The sequence below is a fragment of the Streptomyces sp. CB02400 genome, assembly GCF_001905725.1.
Taxonomy (GTDB): domain Bacteria; phylum Actinomycetota; class Actinomycetes; order Streptomycetales; family Streptomycetaceae; genus Streptomyces; species Streptomyces atrovirens.
On record NZ_LIWB01000001.1, the window covers coordinates 1,124,363 to 1,146,469 of the forward strand.

The following is a 22,107-nucleotide window of genomic DNA, read 5'->3' on the forward strand; positions in this document are numbered from 1 at the left end:
ACTGTATGACCTTCAGCCATCCGGTGGTCGCGGAACCTCCGCTCTCCCCGCCGGGCACACCCCTCGACCTGCTCGAGGACCTGGCCGCCGCACTCGACGGACTGGGCGCGGTCCTCGAGTCGTCCCTCGCCGCGCTCACCGTCGAGGAGACGGAACGCGCGCTCAACTCCCTGGGGCCCCTGGACCGCCAGGCCATCATGCGGGGCCTCGGCTTCCGCAAGGTCGAACCGCGTCGCTTCGGCCGCGCGCTCAGCGAGCAGGTGCTCAAGCGGGCGCAGCGGCTGGAGCAGGCTCCGGACCGCAGGCACGCCGTGTCCCACCTGACCGTGCGGATCATCAACGACGTCGTCGGCGCTGCCATGGGGCAGACGACCTCACGGCAGGGCACCGGTCCGGTGGAGCGCTGGGGAACACGTCTCGTGCGCCTCGCTCTGTTCTCCCACCTTCAGGCGTCGGCGTTCGACGCCCGCCTGCTGATATGGGTCTCCGACCACGACTGGTGCGGCGCCGAGGCGGACGAAGCCGCCCGGAAGGCGGTGGCCGAGGCGGCGCAGCGGGTGATCGAGGCGACGCCCGAATTCGGCCGTCCGCCCGTCCCGGAGGAGGACGTGAGGGGTGAGGAGGGCGGTGACCCGACGGCTGTTCCGGTTCCTGGGCAGACCCGCGGCGAGGCACCGGCGGAGGCCCCCATGGAGCCCGTACAGCCCGTACAGAAGGGGAAACAGATGCCGGGGAGCGAGCGGACGGTCCTGGAGGACCCCGCCTTGGCAGGTGAGGCGCTACGGCACACCGTCGACGAGGCACGGGACGCCGTGGAACGCGTCAGGACGGCTCTGCTGGACGGATGTCCCCCGGACGCCTCCGATCTGGCGGTGCTCACCGCCGTCGCACCGGCCTTCGCCCGAGTCCGGGACGCGCTCTCGGCGGCCGGTGCCACCGACGTCACCGACCGCCTCGCGGACCTGATGACGGCGATCGACACCTCCCGGGAGACCGCCGAGAGAAACGAGCGGAACGAGCGGACCCGCCGCGTCCTGGCGACCGTGCTGACCCTGGGATGCCGGCAGGACAGCGCGGTGACCGAGGTGAGCGAGGTGATCGCGGACGCACGCCGGCGTGCCGGGGAACTGCTCGCCAAACACACCTGGGACGAACAGGACGACACCTGCGCGCACTACCTCGGCCTGCTGGTACGTCTCGTCGAGCTGAGGGAACGGACCGACGCGGGGGCGGCGGTCACCGAGACGCAGCGGCAGCTTTCGGCGGCTCACCCGCCGTATGCCGTGGCGGCCGTGCTGTACGAGCAGATCACCGTGGCGACGGACCGGGACACCGAGGTCACGGTGCCCACGCAGAAGAGCGGGGCACCCGCCACGGACGGGCAGCCGCCCGCCACCGTGACGGCGCCTGAACCACCGGACGCGCCGACCGGCGTGCCCATGGCTTCCGAACCGCCCGCCGAACCCGAACCGTCCGTGTCCGGCACGCCCGAGCCACCGGAGGCGCCCGAACCGCCCGCCGAACACTCGGAATCACCGGTGGCCGGCCTCGCCCCGTCTTCCGGACCCGTCACCGGTGGGACGGCCGCGGCCGCTGTCGACCACACCCCGACCGGCACCGCGTCCGTGCCCGCGGAAATCCCGGCGGCTCCCGGTGACCGGCAGTCGGACGACGTGGAGCCGACCCTCGCCCGTCTCATCGTCGAGCAGCGGTTCGGGCTCGCCGCACAGCTCTCGCACACGGCCGGCCGGCCGGAGGCGGAGGCCGCCGTGCTGCGTCTGTCCGCCGCGTCGGTCCTGCTGAACCCTCGCTCCGACCGCGCCGCACGTTTCGTCGAGGACGCACTGCGTGAGTGGGACGCCCAGGAAGACGCCGCGGCCGGGGGACTGGAGCTGCTTCTGCTGCCGGTCCTCGTACGAGCCGCCCTGGTGACCGGCGCCCCGGTCGTCGGCGCCCAACTGCGGGCGTTGTCACAGCATCTGCCGGGCTCGCTGCACCAAGTGGCCACGGATGTGGCGGAACGCACCCTGAACAGTGCGCTGTTGCTGGCTCCACTGCACACCGTCGTCGCGGACGCCTCGCAGACCGAGAGCCGCCTGCAGGACTTGGTGGAGGCATGCCGGAACCTGCTCGTGCCGCCGCGGATGCGCTTCCAGCGTGCCTCCCAGATGGTGAAGCAGTGGCTGGCACCCCACGGGCTGCTGGGTGGTGTTCTGACGGCCGTGGTCAACGGCGCCGGGGACGCGGAGGAGCGGGCGGACGCCCTGCTGAAGAAGCTGGACCGGCCGGCGCACATCGAGGACGAGATCGACCGGATGGACGGCGAGCTGCGCGGCAGCGGCGGACAGGTCATCCACGGGTCCGGCCGCAACAACGTGCGGCACTTCGTCGAGCGGGTGCGCGCCGCGGTGTGGGAGTGGCACAGCGTCCAGCGCGAGCTGGGGATCGCGAGGTCGGAGGAGTCGGCGTGGGCCGCGGACTCGGTCGCCGGTCTGCGGCTGTCCCTGCTCGGGCTGCGCAAGGGAGCGCTGGCCGAGCTGGCGTCCGCCGGCGGCCGGAGCCGTCCGGTGGCCAGGGCCGCCGCGCGGGCCGCGGGCGAGATGCTCGAAGCGATCTTCGGCGAGCTGGAGAACGGGATCTCCCCGGCGGTCAAGGCGACCGAGACCGAGGTCACCGAGCTGCTCGACGCCGAGCTGTACAAGCTGCCGGACTGGCCGGGTACGGCTCCCACGGTCTCCGGCCTGCTCGCGGCGGTGGACCGGACCTGGGACGACGCGATCGGTTTCCAGACCGACCGGGACGGGTTCGCCGCCGCTCGGGCCATCCTGCGTCTCGCGGAGGCGGGGGTCCTGCCCGCGGCCGGTGACCTGGAGTTCTCCGACGACCGCCTCGCCCGGCTCACTCAGGCGGAGCAGCAGCGGCACGGCGTACTCGCCGAACAGGCCCGCTCGCTCGGCGCGGACCTGCGACGCGCCCAGGCGGACGGTGCCCTCACCGACGAGCAGGACGTCAACCTCCAGGAACTGCTCGCCGATGCCACCGGGCGCACCGAGAGCGGTGAGCCCCGCGAGCTGTCGTTGATCCGGCGCAACCTCGACCGGGTCGCCGAACTGCTGCCGCACTACCGCAAGGAGGCGGCCGACCGGCTCCGGGCCAGGCTCGACGCCCTCACCGACATCAGCGAGGACGACCGCGAACGCGTCCGGCGCAACCTGGACAACGACACCCTGGCCACGGCCGCGGAACTGGTCTACTTCCTCGAACTGGGCGAGCCGGTCCCGGAGATCAGAGCCGAGGACTCGCACCTGGAGATGTTCTTCCCCGCCGTGCCCGACGCGCTGCCCGGAGGCATCACCCCCGAACTGATCCAGGCCGTCCGGTCCCGCGAACGCCTGCGCAGGCCGGCCGTGCTTGACTACTCGTCCCTGTCCGAGGGCGAGGCGGAACGAGCCGCCGACGCCCTCGAACGGTGGGCGAAGCTCGCCGCGACCCGCGACCGGGCCAACATCAACCCGCGCATCGACCTGACCCCGGCCCTCTCCCTGCTCGGCTTCGAGGCCAGGAAGGCCCTGCCGCTGCGCGAGCTGCGGTACGGCAAGGACTACCGGTTCTTCGAACTCGGGGAGACGGAGGTCACCGGCCGCGCCTGGGCCCCGGCCTTCGGATCGCAGATCAAGGACCGCGGCAACAAGCTGCGCGCCCTGCTGATCTGGGGATGCCCGCCGGCGAAGCTGCTGATCAGCCGCATCTCCCAGGACCCCGACGAGAGCAGCCTGCTCGTCGTGCACTTCGGCACCCTCGACAGCAGGACGCGCACCGAACTCGCCGCCGCCTCCCAGGGCAGCAAGCCCATCCTCGTCGTCGACGACGCGGCCCTGGCCTACCTCACCGCGCACGGCAACCGGCGGGTGGACGCAGCCACCGAGACACTGCTGCCGTTCTCCGGCGTGAACCCGTACATCAAGGAGAAGCGGGGGCAGATCGGCCGCGAGATGTTCTACGGTCGCGACCGGGAACGCAAGAACATCCTCGACCCGGCCGGGACGCAGATCATCTACGGCGGCCGCGGCCTCGGCAAGTCCGCGCTGCTCGCCGACGCGGGCGACCGGTTCGTGGAACAGCGGCCCGGATCCCACCGCAAGCTCTACCTCAACCTCGACAAGATCGGCATCGGCAAGGGCATCGCCCTCGGCGCGGCGGCGATCTGGACCACCCTGGACCAGGAACTGACCAGGGCGGGCGTCCTGGAGGAACCCCGTCGCAGGGGGCCGCAGAGGGAACCCTGGCAGCGGGTCACCGACGGCATCGCCAAGTGGCTGGCGCAGGACGCCGACCGGCGGCTGCTCATCCTCCTCGACGAGTGCGACAGCTTCTTCGAGGCGGACGTGCCCGACTGCACGGAGACCCGTCGCCTGCGCGGCCTGGGCGAGGACTCCCGGGGCCGGGCCAAGGTGGTCTTCGCCGGCCTGCACTCCGTGCAGCGGTTCACCCGCCTCGCCAGGAACAGCCCGTTCAGCCATCTCGCGCAGACGCCGACCGTCGTCGGACCGCTCACCCCGCAGTTCGCCGCCGACCTGATCGTCCACCCGATGCGGGCCCTCGGCTTCGAGTTCGCCGACGTCGACCTGGTCAACCGGGTGCTCGGCTTCTGCTCGTACCAGCCCTTCCTGCTGCAGATCTTCGGCAGTCGCATGGTGCAGGTCATGCAGGACAAGCGGGCCCGCCAGCCACTCCTGCCGCCCCCGTACACCATCGAGGCGGCCGATGTGGACGAGGTCGAGCAGGACGCCTCACTGCGCTCGGACATCACCGCGGCGTTCAAGGACACCCTGGCCCTCGACGACCGTTACAACGTCATCGCCAACGTCCTCGCCCAGCATGCCCGCGACAACGGCCTGGAGACCAGGCTCAGCGACCGCGAACTGCGCGACGAGTGCGCCGGCTGGTGGCCGCAGGGCTTCGACAAGCTGGACAGCGAGGGCTTCCGCGCCTACCTCCAGGAGATGGTGGGACTCGGCGTCCTGGCACCCAACCACGACGGGCAGGGCTGGCACCTGCGCGGCCCGAACGCGCTCCGCATGATCGGCACCGCCCAGGAGATCGAGGCACGCCTCTGGAGCGCCGAGCAGGAGTCGCGGCTGGAGGAGACCGTCGTCCTGGAGAGCCGCCCCGGGCTCGACGGCGACCGCCGCTCCGCCCCGCTGACGATCAACCAGATCGACTACCTGCTCGGCGAGGGCGGCAACCAGGTCCGCGTCGTGCTCGGCACCCGCGCCACGGGTATCGGCGACGTCGAACGCACCCTGCGGGACGCCACCGGACGCGTGACGGGCTGGATCCTGCCGCCGATCGGCGGCGCCAACGCCTACCGCAAGGCACTCGCGGAGGGCCGGTCCGGCACACGGCAGCTGGTCGTCAGAGACCTGACGGAGCGCGGCGACAAGCCCTGCCGGGAGTCCCTGGAACTGGCCAGGACCGTCCTGCCCACCGCAGCCGAGGCCACCCGGTCGGTGGTCCTGGTCTCGAGCGCCGCGCAACTCGCCTTCTGGCGCGAGCTGTTGCACGACGGCGAGGCCAGCCGAGCCGACGGGAACGACACCGTGGTGGTCCTGCGCCGCTACGACCGGCGCGCCCTGCGGGACTGGACGCAGGACCACGGCGCCTACGAGTCCGAGGAGCGGCTGGCCCGACTGGCCGCGGCTACCGGCGGCTGGCCGTTCCTGCTGGACCGCGTCCTGGAGCTGCGCGAACAGCGCAAGGACCAGGATCGCGCCCTGCACGAGCTGGAGCAGTGGCTCGGACGGGCGGACAGTGCGGAGGAGTTCGCCGACGCCGTGGGCCTGCTGGAGGACGAGACGGTCCGGGCGGGCTACACCGCCATCGTCGAGCAGCTCGGCACCGGATGGAACTCCGACGCCGACTGCGTGACCGCGGCCGAACTCGCGGGCCTCGCCGTCGACGACGCACGGTGGGCGCTGACCTGCCTGGAAACCCTCCAGATCCTGGACCGCGACGGTAACCAGGTGCGCGTCGAGCCGGTCCTTCATGCGGCGCTGGGCGTGCTGGACGCGAAGGAGTGACCCACCCCGGTCCGTGGGGCCGGGCCACGGCCCGGCCCCACGGACCGGTCCGCTCGCACCGGCCCGACCCGGTGCTGACGACAACGACCGAGAGAAAGTGACATTCCCGTGTCCGTGCAGTCTTCCCGGCCCGATGTGGAGGCGGCAGCCACCGCGATCAAGGGCATCTGGTTCCCGGTCAGGGGCACCGTGAAGAGCCTCCCGGAGGTGCTGACACCCGATGAGACGGTTCAGGCCCTCGCCGTGGCTCATCACGACGGCGTCCTGGGCGTTCTCGCCCTCACCGACCGCCGCGTACTGTTCCGGGCACAAGGCTGGACGGGGCAGCGGCTGGTGTCGCACGTCCTCGGCGAGGTTACCGACGTGCGCTGGGCGGGCGGTCTGAGCCAAGGCGTGCTCACCTTGTTCGTCGCCGGATGGGCGGCCGAGTTCAAGAACATGGACAAGCGGGACGGCCAGAACCTCGCCGACCGCATCCAGCAGTGGCGCCAGTGGTACGCGGGACAGTCCGGTACGCCCGTGCCGGCACCGGTCGTACCCGCTCAGCCGGTTCAGCCCGCCACCGCTCCTGCCCCCGTGCCTTCGCAGTCGACCGGAGGCGGAGGGATCTTCGGCCGGCGCCGCAGAGAAGCGGAGGCGGAAGCCGCCCGACTCGGCGAGGAATTGAATGCCAGGGCCGCCGACGCCGACGCCCTGCGGGCGGAGAACCAGCGGCTGCTGGCCGAGCTGACCGCCGTCACCGGTGCCGACGCGGCCCGACTGGTCCAGGAGACCGAACGGATCCGCCGCACGCACGCCGAGCACCTGGCCGAGCTGCAGCGGATCGACGCCGTACTCGACGCGAAGGTGGAGGCCGCCGCCGAACGCGCGGAGCGAGAACTCCACGGCACCCGGCAGCGGTTGCACGAGATGGAGACGCAAGCACAGGAGGCCGAGCGCCAGCTGACCGCGGCCAGGACCGGCCTGGTCGTCACCGACGACCTGGCACTGATGCAGGAGGCGGGCATCTACGAGTACCGCCACCCGCTCGCCGATGCCGTCGCCTACAAGGCACAACTCGACCGCACCAAGGATCAGTACAAGCTCCTCACCAAGAACGGCCGAGCCGTCGTCGGAGTCACCGAGTGGACGGTCAACGGATCCGCCGCCGAGGGCCGCCGCATGGTGCGGGACTTCTCCAAGCTGATGCTGCGCGCCTACAACGCCGAGGCGGACGCGGCGGTGCGGGGCATGAAGCCGCACCGTCTCACCTCCCTCATCGACAGGCTGGACAAGTCGCGGGAGACCATCGCCCGGCTCGGCAAGACCATGCAGATCCGGGTCACCGACGAGTACCACCGACTCCGCGTACGCGAGCTGGAGCTCACCGCCGACCACCTGGCCAAGGTCGAGGAGGAGAAGGAGCAACGCCGGGAGGAGCGGGCGCGTCAGCGCGAGGAGGAACGCCTGGAGCGGGAGATCGCACGCGAGCGCGCCCGGCTCGACAAGGAGCGCAACCGCCTGGTCCTGGCGCTGAACCGGGCTCGTTCGGCGGGCCAGGCGGACGCCGCCCAGATCGCGGAACTGGAACGGAAGCTCGGCGAGATCGACGCGGAGGAGGAAGCCATCGACCGGCGCGAGGCCAACCGCCGTGCCGGGTACGTGTACGTCATCTCCAACATCGGGGCCTTCGGCGAGTCGATGGTCAAGATCGGACTCACCCGGCGCCTGGACCCCATGGACCGGGTCAACGAACTCGGCGACGCGTCCGTACCCTTCCGCTTCGACGTCCACGCCCTGATCTACAGCGATGACGCCGTCGGCCTGGAGCGCGCCCTGCACCAGGACTTCGAGGCGCGAAGGGTCAACCGGGTCAACGCGCGCCGCGAGTTCTTCCACGCCACCCCGACGCAGGTCCGTGACGCGCTCGCGCGTCACGCCGGCCAGCACCTCCTGGAGTTCCACGAGGAACCGGACGCACCGGAGTGGCGCGCGAGCATCGCCGCGGCACGGTCGCACGGCTGACGAGGACACGACCGGGTAGCGGCCGGGGACACCGGATACGAGGTTCCCCGGCCGCCCCAGTGGCCACCAAAGGCGTCTGCCAGTGACACCAGGTAATCTCGAGCACATCGTCAACGCGGCCCGACGGGCTTCCGCTCCACCCCGGTGGAGTCTCGAAGGACACGCCCCCACCCGCACGAGTAACTTCGTGCTGCCTGGGGGAAGTCCTTGCTGTTCCGCGCGTCCGCGAAAACGGTCGCCGTCATGGCGCTCGACGGTTCGCTGTTCCTGCACCTCACCGACCAGTTCGTCCACATGCACGGCTACCGGCCCGGCACCTCGGAGGCGCGCTCCTGGGAGCGCAGCATTCCCGTCCTGGCCGCCGCGCTCAACGACGCCGGTCTGGGCGATGTGGAGATGATGCTCGAGTACGCCCTCCCGCTGAACAGCAAGCGTGCCGACGTCGTCCTCGCAGGCGTGCATCCCTCCACCGGGGAGCCGTCGTACGTCGTGGTGGAGCTGAAGCAGTGGAGCGAGGTCCTGCCCCACGAGGACGATCCCACCCTGTGCCACGTCGAGCGCTACACCCACCCCGTCCTCAATCCCATCGAGCAGGTGCGCCGCTACTGCGACTACCTGGTGAACTTCAACGGAGCGGTGGCCGAGCACGGGCACCGGGTCAGTGGGGTGGCGTTCCTGCACAACGCCACGGAGTTCGACGTCGTCGGCCTGCGGGAGATCGAGCGCGACGGCCGCGGACTGCTGTTCACGGGGCAACGCCGTGGCGAATTCCTCGACCACCTCCGTTCGAAGCTGAGCGACAGGCATTCCGGTGTCCGGGCGGCGGACGAACTGCTCTCGGGCGTCACTGTGCCGTCGAAGCAGCTCATGTCCGTGGCCGCCGAGGAGGTGCGCGAACGCCAGCAGTTCGTGCTGCTCGACGAGCAGCAGGTCGCCTACCGAATGGTGCTCAACGCGGTGGAGAAGGCCAAGCGCGCCGACCGCAAGGAAGTCGTCGTCGTCACCGGCGGCCCCGGCACCGGCAAGAGCGTGATCGCCCTCCAACTGCTCGGTGAGCTGTACCGGCGCGGGATGCCGGCCCTGCACGCCACCGGCTCCCAGTCGTTCACCAAGACGATGAGGAAGGTCGCCGGCTCCCGTAAGCGTGAGGTGCAGGACCTGTTCAAGTACTTCAACAGCTTCATGACCACCGAGGCGAACAGCCTGGACGTGCTGATCTGCGACGAGGCCCACCGCATCCGGGAGACATCGGCCAACCGCTATACGCGTGCCGAGCACCGGACCGGCAAGGCTCAGATCGACGAACTCATCGATGTCGCCCATGTGCCCGTCTTCCTCCTCGACGAGCATCAGGTGGTGCGGCCGGGCGAGATGGGCACCGTGGCCGACATCGAGGCGGCAGCGGCCAAACGGGACATCCCCTGCCACGTCGTCCCGCTGGAGAGTCAGTTCCGCTGCGGCGGCAGCGACGCCTACCTGCGCTGGGTCGTCCGACTTCTTGGCCTCGAACCCGGCGGTCCGGTCGTCTGGGACCCCGACGACCGCATGCAACTGCTGGTCGCCGATGGCCCGCAGGAGATGGAAGCCTTCCTCGAGTCCCGCCGGGCGCAGGGTTACGGCGCCCGCATGTCCGCCGGCTACTGCTGGCGCTGGTCCCCTGAGCCCAAGCCGGGCCACCCGCTCCCGCTGGACGTCGTCATCGGCGACTGGGCCCGCCCGTGGAACCTGCGGGGCGAACGCTCGGTCTCGGGCGCGCCCCCGGCGGCCCTGTGGGCCACCGATCCGGCCGGTTTCGGACAGGTCGGCTGCGTCTACACCGCTCAGGGCTTCGAGTACGACTGGTCCGGAGTCATCATCGGCCCCGACCTGCTGTGGCGCGGCGACCGCTGGGTCACGGACCGAACGGCCTCCCAGGACCCGGTGTTCAAGAAGTCCACCCCGGACGCCGACGTGGACCGGCTGATCCGCAACACATACAAGGTGCTGCTGACGAGAGGCATGGTCGGCACGGTCGTCTATTCGACGGATGCCGAGACACGGGCGAAGTTGCGACAACTCGCGGGGGGTTCGACGCGGGAGCCGGCTCTGGCCTGACCGTTCCCACCCATACGGCCGGGTCCTCCCAACTGGCCATGATCAAGCCACACGGTTCGCCTGAACGGGCCGATTTCCGCTCGTGATTACCGGGCCGAGCCGGTGCGTGCCTAAGATCCCCGATACCGGTTGCGGCCCGACGGGCTTCCTGCGTGGACACGCCCCCACCCGCACGAGTCACTCGTGCTCTGGGGGATCCTCCTCGTGTCCATGCTCCTGCTGCGATTAGCGGCACGGGACCTGCTCGCTCTGAACGCACGGCGCCGTCTGGTGCCTCACCTCGCGGCCCGCTGGGTGCACTTCCAACGAGGCGAGTCCTCCGGCGGCGAGCGCTCGGCGTGGGCGCGCAGTCTCGTCTCGCTGGCGGAAGATTTGGTCGCCGCCGAACGCGGCAACGTCGAGATGATCGTCGAGTGTTCGCCCACCGTGGACGCGTCCGAAGGGTCGGCGACCACACACGGACAGATCGACGTGGTCCTCGTGGGCAGGCATCCCACGGAAGGGACCCTCTCCGTGCAGCTCGTCGAGCTGAAACAGTGGTCGTCGGTGACGAGGGTGGAGGCCGCGACGGCCGATCTCGTGTACGTACCGGGGATCGAGGAGCCCGTCACCCACCCCGCCCTGCAGCTCGGTGAGTACCACGCACTGTTCACCGGTCCCACCGGCCCGCTGAACGGATTGCAGTTCGAATGCGGCGGATTCGCCTACTTGCACAACGCCACGGACGAGTCCGTCCGGCCGCTGCTCGGTGTCGACGCACCCACGGGGCCTTACGCCCGCATGTACACGAGCGACACCCGGGCCAGGCTCCTCAAGGATCTGCAGCGCCACTTCACCGACGAGGACGACTACTCGGCGGCCGAGTACATCCTGCACCGGATGAACCTCCGGAACACACCGCTGCTCGACGCCATGGTCAAGTCGAACGGTGAGGACACGGTCTTCACCCTGAGAGGCCGGCAGAAGCAGGTCGCCGACGAGGTGCTCGAGGCTTCGGAACTGATCCTGGACGCCCCGGACCGGGAGGCGCTCGTCCCCCGTCCGCAGCGTGCGGTCTTCCTGGTCACCGGGGGAGCGGGCACCGGGAAGAGTGCCATCGGACTCCAACTGCGAGCCGATCTTGAAGCCGCCGGCCGAACGGTGAAGTACGCGAGCGGATCGCGGGCCTTCAACGCCGCCGTCAAGGAGAACGTCGGATACACCGAAACCGAGTTCCGGGAGCGCTTCGCGTACTTCAGCAGCTTCGTCAACCCGCCTGAGCCACCGCTGGACGTGCTGATCTGCGACGAGGCGCACCGGCTGCGGGACATGTCCAAGAACTGGCGTCTGCCCGCGGAGAAGCAGGGCACCAAGCCACAGGTGGACGAACTCATCGAGGCGTCCCGCCTGACCGTGTTCTTCCTCGACGGAGCCCAGACCGTGCGCCCGTACGAGGTGGGCACGGCGGAGCTCATCGAGGACGCCGCGCAACGGCATGGTGCCGTCTTCCGTCGTTACGGTCTGGTGGAGCAGTACCGGTGCGGAGGCAGTGACGCCTACATCCGCTGGGTCCGTGCACTGCTCGGTGTCTCGCCGCAGGAGGCGCACCAGTGGGTCCCGGACGGACTCATGCACATCGAGGTCGTCGACACACCCGACGAGATGGAGCACATCGTCCGCACCGAGTTCGACGCCGGCGCGACCGCCCGGGTGGTGGCGGGATACTGCTGGCCCTGGAGCAAGCCGGACAAGGGCAAGAACCTCGAGAACGATGTGCGCATCGGTGACTGGCACCGTCCGTGGAACGCTTCGAGCGAGTCCTTCTGCGCCAACGGCGAACCACCGTCGAGGATCTGGCCCGTGCACGACGCCGGTATCGGACAGATCGGCTGTGTCTACACCGCGCAGGGGCTCGAGTGGGACTGGTGCGGGGTGATCATGGGCGCCGACATGGTCTGGCGCACCGACCGCTGGGTGTTCCAGCGGGGAAGGCAGCGCAAGGACCCGGAGGCCGGGGTGATGCGGGTGGCGAAACCGGGATCGCTCGACCCGAAGGTGCGCACGAGCACCCTCGACGACGACGATTTCGCCCGCTGCGTCCGCCACGCCTACCACGTCCTGCTGACCAGGGCGAGCCGGGCCACCGTGCTCTACTCCACGGACGAGGAGACTCGGCGCCACCTCAGGGAACTGGTCGGGGAGACCGACGTGCACGGGCTCCGGCCTACCCAGGAGTCCATCCCGCCCGAGCTGAGGATCGCCCGGCACGGCGGGGGAGCGCGGGGCCGAAGGGCACGGCGGGCGCGGAACAAGGCGAAGCGGAAGAACGAGATGATGTTGTTCTGAGCCCTCGGCTCGAAGTGGAGTGGCGGGCCCCCGGGAGCCCGCCACCGGCCTGCTTCAGAAGAGCAGGTGTGCTGCCGACATCATGGCGGCCACCAACAGGTTGGCGACCACGTTGACGGCGACGTCCGCCAGGATCTTGCGGAACCGGGCGTAACGCGCAGGCTGGTACTCGACAGGGTCCATGGGTGACCACTCCTTGGTGGTGAGCAGGAATGGTGGGGGGACGGCCCACCGGGCATCCGCTCACACACCGCACGCACGCGCACGGCGATTCACCACCACTGCTCACATGCCGCCGAGGGGCACATGAACTCCGCACTCGTACCCCTCCGGGAGGATGCGCAGCACAAGTCACTCTACTTCACGCACAGTTGTACGGTCCCCTGGCCGAGGACACGCACTCGGCCCGGACCGTCGGGCTCGACGCGTCCGAGGCGGTCCGTGAGCTCGTCCGCCAGCAGCCTGGCGCGGGCGAGACCGCTCGCCGGACGCCTGTCCACTCACCAAGGAAAATCACCAATACCGGGTGAACATCCAGATTCACGACGAAAAGAACCTGAAGCAGACGCTCTCTTTGGCTGAACTCGCCTACTATGCAACGTAATGGGTGTTTTATCCCGTAGTCCTGTCCTTCACCGCCTCTTCTCATGTCGTAGCCACCCATTAGGATCTGCACGCAGGGCCCGACCATGGGGAACGGTGGCCCTGGAAGAACGACGAGTGGGGACAGGCATGCGGGAAGGCCGGTGGGTCACGGTCACCGAGTCCGAGTTCGAGCACGAACGCCGCGGCCTGGAGGCGATCAGGGAGAAGCTGCCGGACGGCGACCCCTGGCGGGCCTGGTCGAACTTCACCTTCACCGCGAACACCGGCCACGTCCGGGAGGTCGACCTGCTGGTCGTCGCCCCCGGCGGCCTGTGCATGATCGAGCTGAAGGACTGGCACGGCTCGGTCACCTCCGAGAACGGTACCTGGGTCCAGACCACCCCCGGCGGCTACCGCCGCACCCACGGCAACCCGCTGCACCTGGTCAACCGCAAGGCCAAGGAGCTGGCCGGCCTGCTCGCCCAGCCCGGCGCCAGGCGGGTCTGGGTCGCCGAGGCCGTCTGCTTCACCGACAACGGCCTCCGCGTCCGGCTGCCCGCCCACGACCAGAACGGCGTGTACACCGTCGACGAACTGGTCGACATGCTCAAGCAGCCCCCGGCCGACGAGCGGCGCCGCATCACGGCGATCGGCTCGCGCGAGGTCGCGGCGGCCCTGGCGAACATCGGCATCCGCAAGAGCGACGCGCAGTACAAGGTCGGCCCGTACGAGCTGGAGCGGAAGTCCTTCGAGTCCGGGCAGACCTGGGCCGACTACCTCGCCCGCCACAGCGACCTGCCCGAGGCCGCACGCGTGCGGATCTACCTCAGCGAGCGCGGCTCCGACGCCTCCCTGCGCCAGTCCGTGGAGAACGCCGCCCGGCGTGAGGCCGCGGTGCTGGGCCGGTTCAAGCACCCGGGCGTCGTCCAGCTCAAGCAGTACTTCCCCTCCGGGCACGCCGCCGGCCCCGCGCTGATCTTCGACTACCACCCGGACACGCTGAAGCTGGACGAGTACCTGGTCCAGTACGGGGAGAAGCTGGACATCCTCGGCCGGATGGCGCTGGTGCGCCAGCTCGCCGAGACGATGCGCTCCGCGCACGCCAGCCGCATCCACCACCGCGCGCTCGCCGCCCGCTCCGTCCACGTCGTCCCCCGCCCGCGCGGCCGCAAGGGGCAGGCCGTCGGGGAGGAGACCGCCTGGCTCACCCCGCAGCTGCAGATCTCCGACTGGCAGATCGCCACCCAGCGCAGCGGCGACTCCTCGCAGGGCCAGGGCATGACCCGGTTCGCGCCGACCGCCCTGTCCGCCATGCACCTGTCCGACGACGCCGACGCCTACCTCGCCCCGGAACTCACCGCCCTCAGCCCCGACCCGGTCTACCTCGACGTGTACGGGCTCGGCGTCCTCACCTACCTGCTGGTCACCGGCAAGGCCCCGGCCGCCAGCCAGGCCGAGCTGCTGGCCCGCCTGGAGGCGGGCGAGGGCCTGCGCCCCAGCTCCCTGGTGGACGGGCTCTCCGAGGACGTGGACGAGCTGGTGCAGGCCGCCACCGCCTACCGTCCCGGCCAGCGCCTCTCCAGCGTCGACGAGTTCCTGGAGCTGCTGGAGGTCGTCGAGGACTCCCTCACCGCCCCCGCCGCCGCCCTCGACGGGCACGCGGAGGAGGAGACCGGGGCGAGCGCCGACAAGGACCCGCTGGAGGCCGTTGCCGGCGACGTGCTCGCCGGCCGGTGGGAGGTCCGCCGCCGCCTCGGCACCGGCTCCACCAGCCGCGCCTTCCTCGTCCGCGACCTGGAGGCGGAGACCCGCAGGACGCGCCCGCTGGCCGTGCTGAAGGTCGCCCTCTCCGACAGCCGAGGCGAGATCCTCGTCCGCGAGGCCGAGGCCATGGGCCGCCTGCGCCCCCACTCCGGCATCATCCGCCTCGTCGAGCCCGAGCCGCTGCTCATCGCCGGCCGCACCGTCCTGGCGCTGGAGTACGTCGGCGACGAGCGCGACGACGACGCCCAGGGCGCCGAGGGCGCGGCCCGCCCGCGCCGCCGCGAGGAGACCGTCGCCCGCCAGCTCCGCGAGCACGGCCGCCTCCCGGTCGACCAGCTGGAGGCGTACGGCGACTATCTCTTCGGCGCCGTCGACTTCCTCGAGGGCGAGGGCGTCTGGCACCGGGACATCAAGCCCGACAACATCGCCGTCCGCATCCGCCCCAACCGCACCCGCGAGCTGGTCCTCATCGACTTCTCGCTGGCCGGCTACCCCGCGAAGAACACCGACGCGGGCACCGAGGGCTACCTCGACCCCTTCGTCGACGTCATCACGCGCGGCTCGTACGACTCGCACGCCGAGCGGTACGCCGTCGCCGTCACCCTGCACCAGATGGCCTCCGGCGAGCTGCCGAAGTGGGGCGACGGCAGCGTCCTGCCGCGCATGACCGACCCGAAGGAGTGGCCGTACCCGACCATCGCGGCCGAGGCCTTCGACCCGGCCGTGCGGGACGGGCTCGTCGCCTTCTTCCAGAAGGCCCTGCACCGCGACGCGGGCAAGCGGTTCCCCGAGCTGAAGCCGATGCGGGACGCCTGGCGCAAGGTCTTCCTCGACGCCTCGCAGACCGTCCCCTCCAGCCACCGCACCCGCCCCACGGCCCCCGCCGACGGGACCACACCCGCCGAGGGCGCCGCCGCGGGGATCGCGGACGCCGAGCCGGAGACCGCCGAGCAGCAGCGCGACCGCCTCGCCGCCGAGGTCACCCGCGACACCCCGCTGACCGTCTCCGGCCTCACGCCCGCCGCCCAGTCCTTCCTCTACGGCCTGGGCCTCACCACGGTCGGCGAACTCCTCGACTACAGCCGCCGCAAGCTCGTCAACGCCCCCGGCCTCGGCGCCAAGACCCGCAACGAGATCCAGCAGCGGCAGCGGGAGTGGGGCGAGCGGCTGCGCGAGATCCCCGTCTCCCCGCTCACGCCGAAGGGCCGGGCGGAGGCGAAGGAGGAGCTGGAACAGCTCACCGCCGCCGAGTCCGCCCTCGTCGGACAGCTCGCGACGGGCGAGTCGGCGGGCGCGCTGTCCGCCCGCACCCTGCGCTCGGTCAGCCTCGACACCCTCGCCACCGTCTTTGTGCCGGCCGTCAACAACAACGGCTCCAACCGCAACAAGGCGGAGGTGGTGCGGCTGCTGCTGCGCCTGCCCGACGAGCACGGCGTCCTGCCGGACATCGGCGTCTGGCCGAAGCAGAAGGACGTGGCCGACGCGCTCGGCCTCAGCCACGGCCGTATCCCGCAGATGCTCAAGGACGAGCGCAAGCGCTGGAAGGCGGAGCCCGCCGTCCGGGCGCTGCGGGACGAGATCATCGATCTGCTGGAGAGCATGGGCCGCGTCGCCTCCGCCGTGGAGATCGCCGACGCCCTCGCCGTCCGCCGCGGCACGCACCTCGCCGGGCGCGAACAGCGGCGCGCGATGGCCCTGGCGGCGGTGCGGGCCGTCGTCGAGGTCGAGCAACTGGTGCCGCAGGAGGCCGAGTTCCAGCACCAGCCGAACCGCAAGGCGACCGACGAGTCGCTGGGCGCCGGCCTGCTCGCCCTCGACGTCCGCGAGAACGACGCTCCGGACACCCCGACCGCGCCCGGCCTGCTCGACTACGCGACCCGCCTCGGCAGGACGGCCGGTCGGCTGGCCGAGCTGGACACCCTGCCGACGGCCGCGACCGTCCTGGCCGAACTGGGCGCGCTGACGGTCCCGCCCGGCGCTGTCGACTGGGACGAGCGGCGCATGGTGGAACTGGCCGCCGCCGCGTCGGTGAATGCCGCCGCCACTCCGCGCCTGGAGATCTACCCGCGCGACCTGTCGCTCGTCCGCGCGCTGCGCCTCACCCAGGCCGGCCTCGTCCGCTGGATCCCGGGCGTTCCGGAGGGTCGGCAGCCCGGCCTGACCGGTGAGGACGTACACGAGCGGGTGCGTGCCCGCTTCCCCGAGCTGGGCGTCCCGGACGGGCGCGGCGGCACGACCCACGAACTGCCGACCGGCGGCCCGCTCACCAAGGCGCTGCGCGACGCGGGCTTCGAACTGTCGCTTAGCATGCGCGAGGACACGGGCACGCTGCGCTACCTGCCGACGCGGGTGGAGGACGCCTCCAGCTACCTCACGACGGGCGCGTGGCGGCAGTCGACGCGCACGGGCACGGTGACGCGGTACGCGGACGACCCACAGCTCGCGGGCGCGGTGCGCGCGGAGGAACGGCTGCTCGCCTCGGCCCACCGGGACGGGTACCGGGTGCTGACCGTACGGCAGCAGCTCGTGCGGGACGCGGTACGGGAATTGAGCGCCGAACGGCTGGGCGCGCGGGCGGTATCGGTGACCGAGCTGTTCCTGGAGGCCCTGCACGGTCAGGTCACGCCAGGCACCAAGCCGACTTGGGAGACCCTGCTCAAGGCGGACGCCGCCGAGCCGGGCTCGAAGGGCGCGGTGCGGTTCGCGGAGTACGCGCGGACGGCATGGGGCTCGGTCGAGCCCCGGATCGCCGAGCTGCTGGGCAACGGCGGTGGTGGCGGTGCGGGTCCGGTCCTGCTAACGGAGGCCGGGGTGTTCGCCCGGTACGACGCGATGGGCGTCCTGGACCGGCTGGCATCGGCGGCCCGGCGGGGCGGGCGGGGGCTGTGGCTCCTGGTCCCGCAGAACGACCCCTCGCGCGAGCCCCGGCTCGGGCAGGCGGCCGTGCCGTACCAGGCCGGCCTGGGGGAGTGGATCCAGCTTCCGGACACGTGGGTGGGCAACGCCCATCGCGGGTCCGGCGAGGTTGTGGCAAGTGGTGTCGAGGGAGACGCGAAGTGATCGACCGCAAGGCTCTGTTGGACGACCTGAAGCAGCAGGTCAAGGCGGTCGAGGCCGACCTCGACAAGCAGGTGAAGGCGCTCGGTGAGGTCGGTGCGCGGCTGCGGGCCGAGTACGACCAGGCGCGCAAGCTGGGGCGTACGGCGGCGACGTGGACCTCGTGGCTGGACGAGCGGGTCACGCAGGTCGCGGTGGCGTGGGTGCTGGGGACTGTCTTCGTGCGGTTCTGCGAGGACAACCGGCTGATCCCGGAGCCGTACCTGACGGGGCCGGACGGTGACCGGCGCGAGCTGGCGGAGTCGCGGTACGACGCGTACGTGGAGTCGGACGAGGACCCGACGTACCGGGGGTGGCTGGAGAAGGCGTTCGACGAGCTGGGTCAGGGGCAGGCGGGGCGGCTGCTGTTCGATAAGCGGCACAACCCGCTGTATCAGGTGCCGCTGTCGCACGACGGTGCGCGGGAGCTGGTCGAGTTCTGGCGTCAGCGCGACGAGGCGGGCGTCCTCGTCCACGACTTCACCGACCCGCTGAACGAGGACGGCACGGAGGGGTGGGACACGCGGTTCCTGGGGGACCTGTACCAGGACCTGAGTGAGGCCGCCCGGAAGACGTACGCGCTGCTCCAGACGCCGGAGTTCGTGGAGGAGTTCATCCTTGACCGGACGATGAACCCGGCGGTGCGGGAGTTCGGGTACGAGGAACTGAAGATGATCGACCCTACGTGTGGGTCGGGGCACTTTGTGCTGGGGGCGTTTCGGCGGCTGGTGCGGTTGTGGGCGGAGGGGCATCCGGGGAAGGACGTGCACGAGCGGGTGCGGGCGGCGCTGGAAGCCGTGCATGGCGTGGACATCAATCCGTTCGCGGTGGCCATTGCGCGGTTTCGGTTGCTCGTTGCGGCTATGGCAGCGAGCGACGTTACTAGCATGGCAGAAGCTGGGAAGTACGAGTGGCCCATTCGACTTGCGGTGGGGGACTCGTTGATCAAGCACCGGTATCGGCAGGGGAACCTGTTCGACGGCTCTGAAGAGGTGGGGGCGGACGAACTCGCGGACTTCAAGTATGCGACCGAGGACGTTCACGAGCACCCGGACATCCTGCTGCAGGGACGTTACCACGTGGTGGTGGGAAATCCGCCGTATATCACGGTGAAGGATAAGGGGCTGAATCAGCTTTATCGTGATCTATACGATGCGTGCGCTGGGAAGTATGCACTTTCGGTTCCGTTCGCTCAGCGATTTTTCGAGCTGGCCAGGCGAGGAACTGCTGATGGGTGCGGCTACGGAATAGTTGGACAGATCACGGCAAATTCCTTCATGAAGCGAGAGTTCGGTGCAAAGCTGATCGAGAGTTACTTTGCGCACGATGTGGAATTGACCGAGGTCATCGACACGTCCGGAGCTTACATCCCGGGTCACGGGACCCCGACAGTGATCCTGGTCGGCAAGCGACGGGAGGGAAGCCGGCGCGCGGCGACTATTCGTACGGTTCGCAGCGTACAAGGGGAGCCGGGGGTGCCAGAGAACCCTGCAAAGGGTTTGGTCTGGCGAGCAATTATCGATCAGATCGACACTCCCGGATCCGTCGGCGAGTGGGTGTCGGTAAGCGATATGGAGCGGGCGCGGTACTTTGGTGGGCATCCTTGGGTGCTTGCTGCAGGTGGCCGGGAAATGCTCGAGCAGCTCAAAGAAGCAGAATCTCAGAAGCTTAAATCGATTGTCGATCCGATCGGATTCTCTGTAATTACGGGCGATGATGATCAGTTCGTGTATTCGCGGCCGCTTGCCCGCTGGATTCCTGAGCGCAATGTGACCCTCCGACCGTTCCTCGTAGGTGACGGAATTCGTGACTGGGGAAGCTCTTCTGGTGCTGATGCGATCTATCCGCTTGATGCCTCCGCCGCTGAGCGCCATGTACTTGAAGGGAGGTATCTATGGGCGCGACGGCAGCTACTTCGCACCGGCCTCATGTTCTCGAAGACCAAGGAGCAGCGTGGAATCCCATGGTCCGACTACACGTTCTCTAGGAAGGATCGGATTGAAGCTCCCCATTTGATCGCTTTTTCTTTCATGGCCACGCACAACCACTTCGTTCTAGAGCGCAGGGGAAGTGTGCTTAACCACTCGGCTCCGGTCATCAAGCTGCGGGAGAGTAGTGCGGAAGAGGATTACCTAGGTCTGCTCGGGTTGCTCAATAGCTCCACTGCTGGATTCTGGATCAAGCAAGTGAGCCATAGTAAGGGTAATGCGACGGCTGCCAGTGGCATGCCTGATCAGCCATGGTCATGGAACTTTGAGATCACCGGCACAAAGTTGGAGGAGTTTCCGCTTCCCGTTGATCGCCCTGTCGATCTCGCTGCTGCACTCGATGTCCTCGCTCAGAAACTCAGTGCTGTCAGTCCGTGGCGTGTTCTTGCCGAATCCACGCCCACCACTGATGTCCTCCGCAAGGCTCGTCAGACTTGGGAGTCCACTCGAGCGCGCATGATTGCCCTCCAGGAGGAACTGGACTGGCAAGTTTACTCAATCTATGGCTTGCACTCTGAGGATCTACGTACTCCAGGGTCCGACGTGCCCGGAATTGCCGCAGGGGAGCGCGCGTTTGAAATCATTCTCGCACGGAAGATTGATAACGGCGAGGTGAACACAAAGTGGTTCACCCACCATGGCAGAAAAACCGTCACGGAAATCCCATCCCATTGGCCCGCTCCCTATCGCGAGATCGTGCAGAAGCGAATCGACGCCATCGAATCGAACCACGCTATCGGGATGGTCGAGCGGCCCGAGTACAAGCGCCGCTGGGCCACGGAGGGCTGGGACGCGCTCCAAGAGAAGGCTCTGCGCTCCTGGCTGCTCGACCGCATGGAGAACCGCGATTTGTGGTTCGACGAGAACGGTCAGCCCACCATCCTCACCCTGACCCGTCTCACCGACGCGCTTTCCCGTGACGAGGACTTCGTGTCGGTCGCCAACCTCTACGCGCCCCGTAAGGAACTCGCGAAGGCCGTCGCTGAGCTGATCACCGACGAGCACGTGCCGTTCCTCTCCGCTCTGCGCTACAAGCCCTCCGGGATGAAGAAGCGCGCCGACTGGGAAGAGGTCTGGGACCTCCAGCGCAAGGAGGACGCCGCGCCCGACGAGCCGTCTAAGCGGAAGATCCGGGACTCCATCCCCGTGCCGCCGAAGTACACCTCGGCCGACTTCCTCCGCCCGTCCTACTGGCGAGCGCGCGGCAAGCTCGACGTGCCCAAGGAGCGGTTCATCTCCTACGGGCAGACCAATGCTGCCACCCCCGAGCTGTATGGGTGGGCCGGCTGGGATCACAAGGAGCAGGCGCAGGCGCTGGCGACGTACTTCACCAACGCCGCGCTGTCCGCCGAGGAGATCACACCGTTCCTCGCCGGCCTGCTGGAACTGCAGCCGTGGCTGTACCAGTGGCACAACGAGTTCGACATGTTCTACAGCGGCTCCCCGGCGGACTTCTTCGCCGGTTACCGCCAGCAGAAGCAGGGCGAGCACGGACTCACGGACGACGACCTCCGTGGCTGGCGTCCTCCGGCCGCGACCCGAGGTCGTCGCGCAGCAGCGAAGCAGTAGCCAGGAGCAGATCGACATCCGTCGGTTCAAGGGCCACCCGGTGCGTGAGCGGGTGGCCCTTTGTCTGCGTGTGCAGCTCCGCCCATACGGTCTTTCTTGGGGCGGCCTCGCGAGGGCTGGCGCCCCAGTCGTCCGCGAGGGCGGCGACCAGAAGCAGGCCCCGGCCGGACTCGGACAGCGAGTCGGTCGCCGAAGGGCTGGCGGCCGAGGGCTGTTTCTCATCGCGGGTGTCGGTCACCTCGATACGGAAGGTGCCCTCGGCCAGGGTGAGGTGGACGTGGAAGTCCCGGCCGGGGACGTGGCCGTGGCGGACGGCGTTGGCGGTGAGTTCCGCCGTGATGAGGGTGAGCGTCTCATTGACCGTGGTCGCGTACGGGTGGCCCCAGTCGTTCAGGCGGTGCGAGACGAGTCTGCGAGCGAGGCGGGCACCGCGCGGCGTTGACGTGAAGCGCATGGTGAACTCGTGTTCGGGCGCGGGGTGCTGCTGCATATGCCCATTCGGGGGAGTTGCTGACTTCATAGGGTCAACGGTGTCGGACTCTGCGTAGCGTTGACCAGGAGCGATGCGCTGACGGGTACGGGCTGTACACGCCGTCGGCGCG

Annotated in this window: 9 protein-coding genes; 6 read left to right on the top strand and 3 right to left on the bottom strand. The window is 69.5% G+C overall.

All coding sequences use genetic code 11. From position 1 onward, the window contains the following. Nucleotides 1-5 precede the first annotated feature (5 nt). The 4 genes from AMK33_RS04795 to AMK33_RS04810 all read left to right on the top strand — a co-directional run bounded on the left by AMK33_RS04795 (nt 6) and on the right by AMK33_RS04810 (nt 12,503). Nucleotides 6-6,080, top strand: coding sequence for a hypothetical protein (locus AMK33_RS04795; protein ID WP_073931387.1), 6,075 nt, complete (start codon nt 6-8; stop codon nt 6,078-6,080). A 108-nt stretch (nt 6,081-6,188) separates the two neighbouring features. Then, nucleotides 6,189-8,084 carry a DUF4041 domain-containing protein gene (locus AMK33_RS04800; protein ID WP_107425006.1) on the top strand — a complete coding sequence of 632 codons (1,896 nt, stop codon included), beginning with the start codon at nt 6,189-6,191 and terminating at the stop codon, nt 8,082-8,084. Between the two features lie 207 nt (nt 8,085-8,291). Continuing rightward, nucleotides 8,292-10,178 carry a DUF2075 domain-containing protein gene (locus tag AMK33_RS04805; RefSeq protein WP_073931388.1) on the top strand — a complete coding sequence of 629 codons (1,887 nt, stop codon included), beginning with the start codon at nt 8,292-8,294 and terminating at the stop codon, nt 10,176-10,178. 210 nt (nt 10,179-10,388) lie between these two features. After that, nucleotides 10,389-12,503, top strand: a complete 2,115-nt coding sequence (locus AMK33_RS04810; RefSeq protein ID WP_073931536.1) for a DUF2075 domain-containing protein — start codon at nt 10,389-10,391, stop codon at nt 12,501-12,503. A 54-nt stretch (nt 12,504-12,557) separates the two neighbouring features. Here the strand turns inward: AMK33_RS04810 and AMK33_RS43645 are convergent, their stop codons facing one another. Together AMK33_RS43645 and AMK33_RS42375 are read right to left on the bottom strand one after the other, a co-directional pair. Then, nucleotides 12,558-12,686 (bottom strand): DUF6408 family protein, encoded by a 129-nt coding sequence (locus AMK33_RS43645; RefSeq protein ID WP_107425008.1) that lies wholly within the window; start codon nt 12,684-12,686, stop codon nt 12,558-12,560. A gap of 173 nt (nt 12,687-12,859) precedes the next feature. Beyond that, nucleotides 12,860-13,003, bottom strand: coding sequence for a hypothetical protein (locus tag AMK33_RS42375; protein ID WP_158075111.1), 144 nt, complete (start codon nt 13,001-13,003; stop codon nt 12,860-12,862). A gap of 232 nt (nt 13,004-13,235) precedes the next feature. Between AMK33_RS42375 and pglW the strand changes: the two genes are divergently transcribed. Both pglW and pglX read left to right on the top strand, forming a co-directional pair. Continuing rightward, on the top strand, nt 13,236-17,912 hold the full coding sequence (gene pglW, locus AMK33_RS04815; protein WP_073931389.1) for a BREX system serine/threonine kinase PglW: 4,677 nt from the start codon (nt 13,236-13,238) through the stop codon (nt 17,910-17,912). After that, nucleotides 17,909-21,505, top strand: a complete 3,597-nt coding sequence (gene pglX / locus AMK33_RS04820) for a BREX-2 system adenine-specific DNA-methyltransferase PglX (RefSeq protein ID WP_073931391.1) — start codon at nt 17,909-17,911, stop codon at nt 21,503-21,505. The genes pglW and pglX overlap by 4 nt, the downstream gene beginning before the upstream one ends. On the opposite strand, the gene AMK33_RS04825 is transcribed toward pglX, so the two are convergent. Further along, the gene (locus AMK33_RS04825) at nt 21,432-21,995 is read right to left on the bottom strand and encodes an ATP-binding protein (protein WP_073931392.1); all 564 of its coding nucleotides are present in this window, start codon (nt 21,993-21,995) and stop codon (nt 21,432-21,434) included. The genes pglX and AMK33_RS04825 overlap by 74 nt on opposite strands. Nucleotides 21,996-22,107 lie beyond the last annotated feature (112 nt).

What these genes read in the sequence shown, in the direction of transcription:
- pglW (WP_073931389.1), top strand. Translation starts at nt 13,236, where the DNA reads ATGCGGGAAGGCCGGTGGGTCACGGTCACCGAGTCCGAGTTCGAGCAC.
- AMK33_RS04825 (WP_073931392.1), bottom strand. Translation starts at nt 21,995, where the DNA reads ATGCAGCAGCACCCCGCGCCCGAACACGAGTTCACCATGCGCTTCACG.
- AMK33_RS43645 (WP_107425008.1), bottom strand. Translation starts at nt 12,686, where the DNA reads ATGGACCCTGTCGAGTACCAGCCTGCGCGTTACGCCCGGTTCCGCAAG.
- AMK33_RS04795 (WP_073931387.1), top strand. Translation starts at nt 6, where the DNA reads ATGACCTTCAGCCATCCGGTGGTCGCGGAACCTCCGCTCTCCCCGCCG.
- AMK33_RS04810 (WP_073931536.1), top strand. Translation starts at nt 10,389, where the DNA reads ATGCTCCTGCTGCGATTAGCGGCACGGGACCTGCTCGCTCTGAACGCA.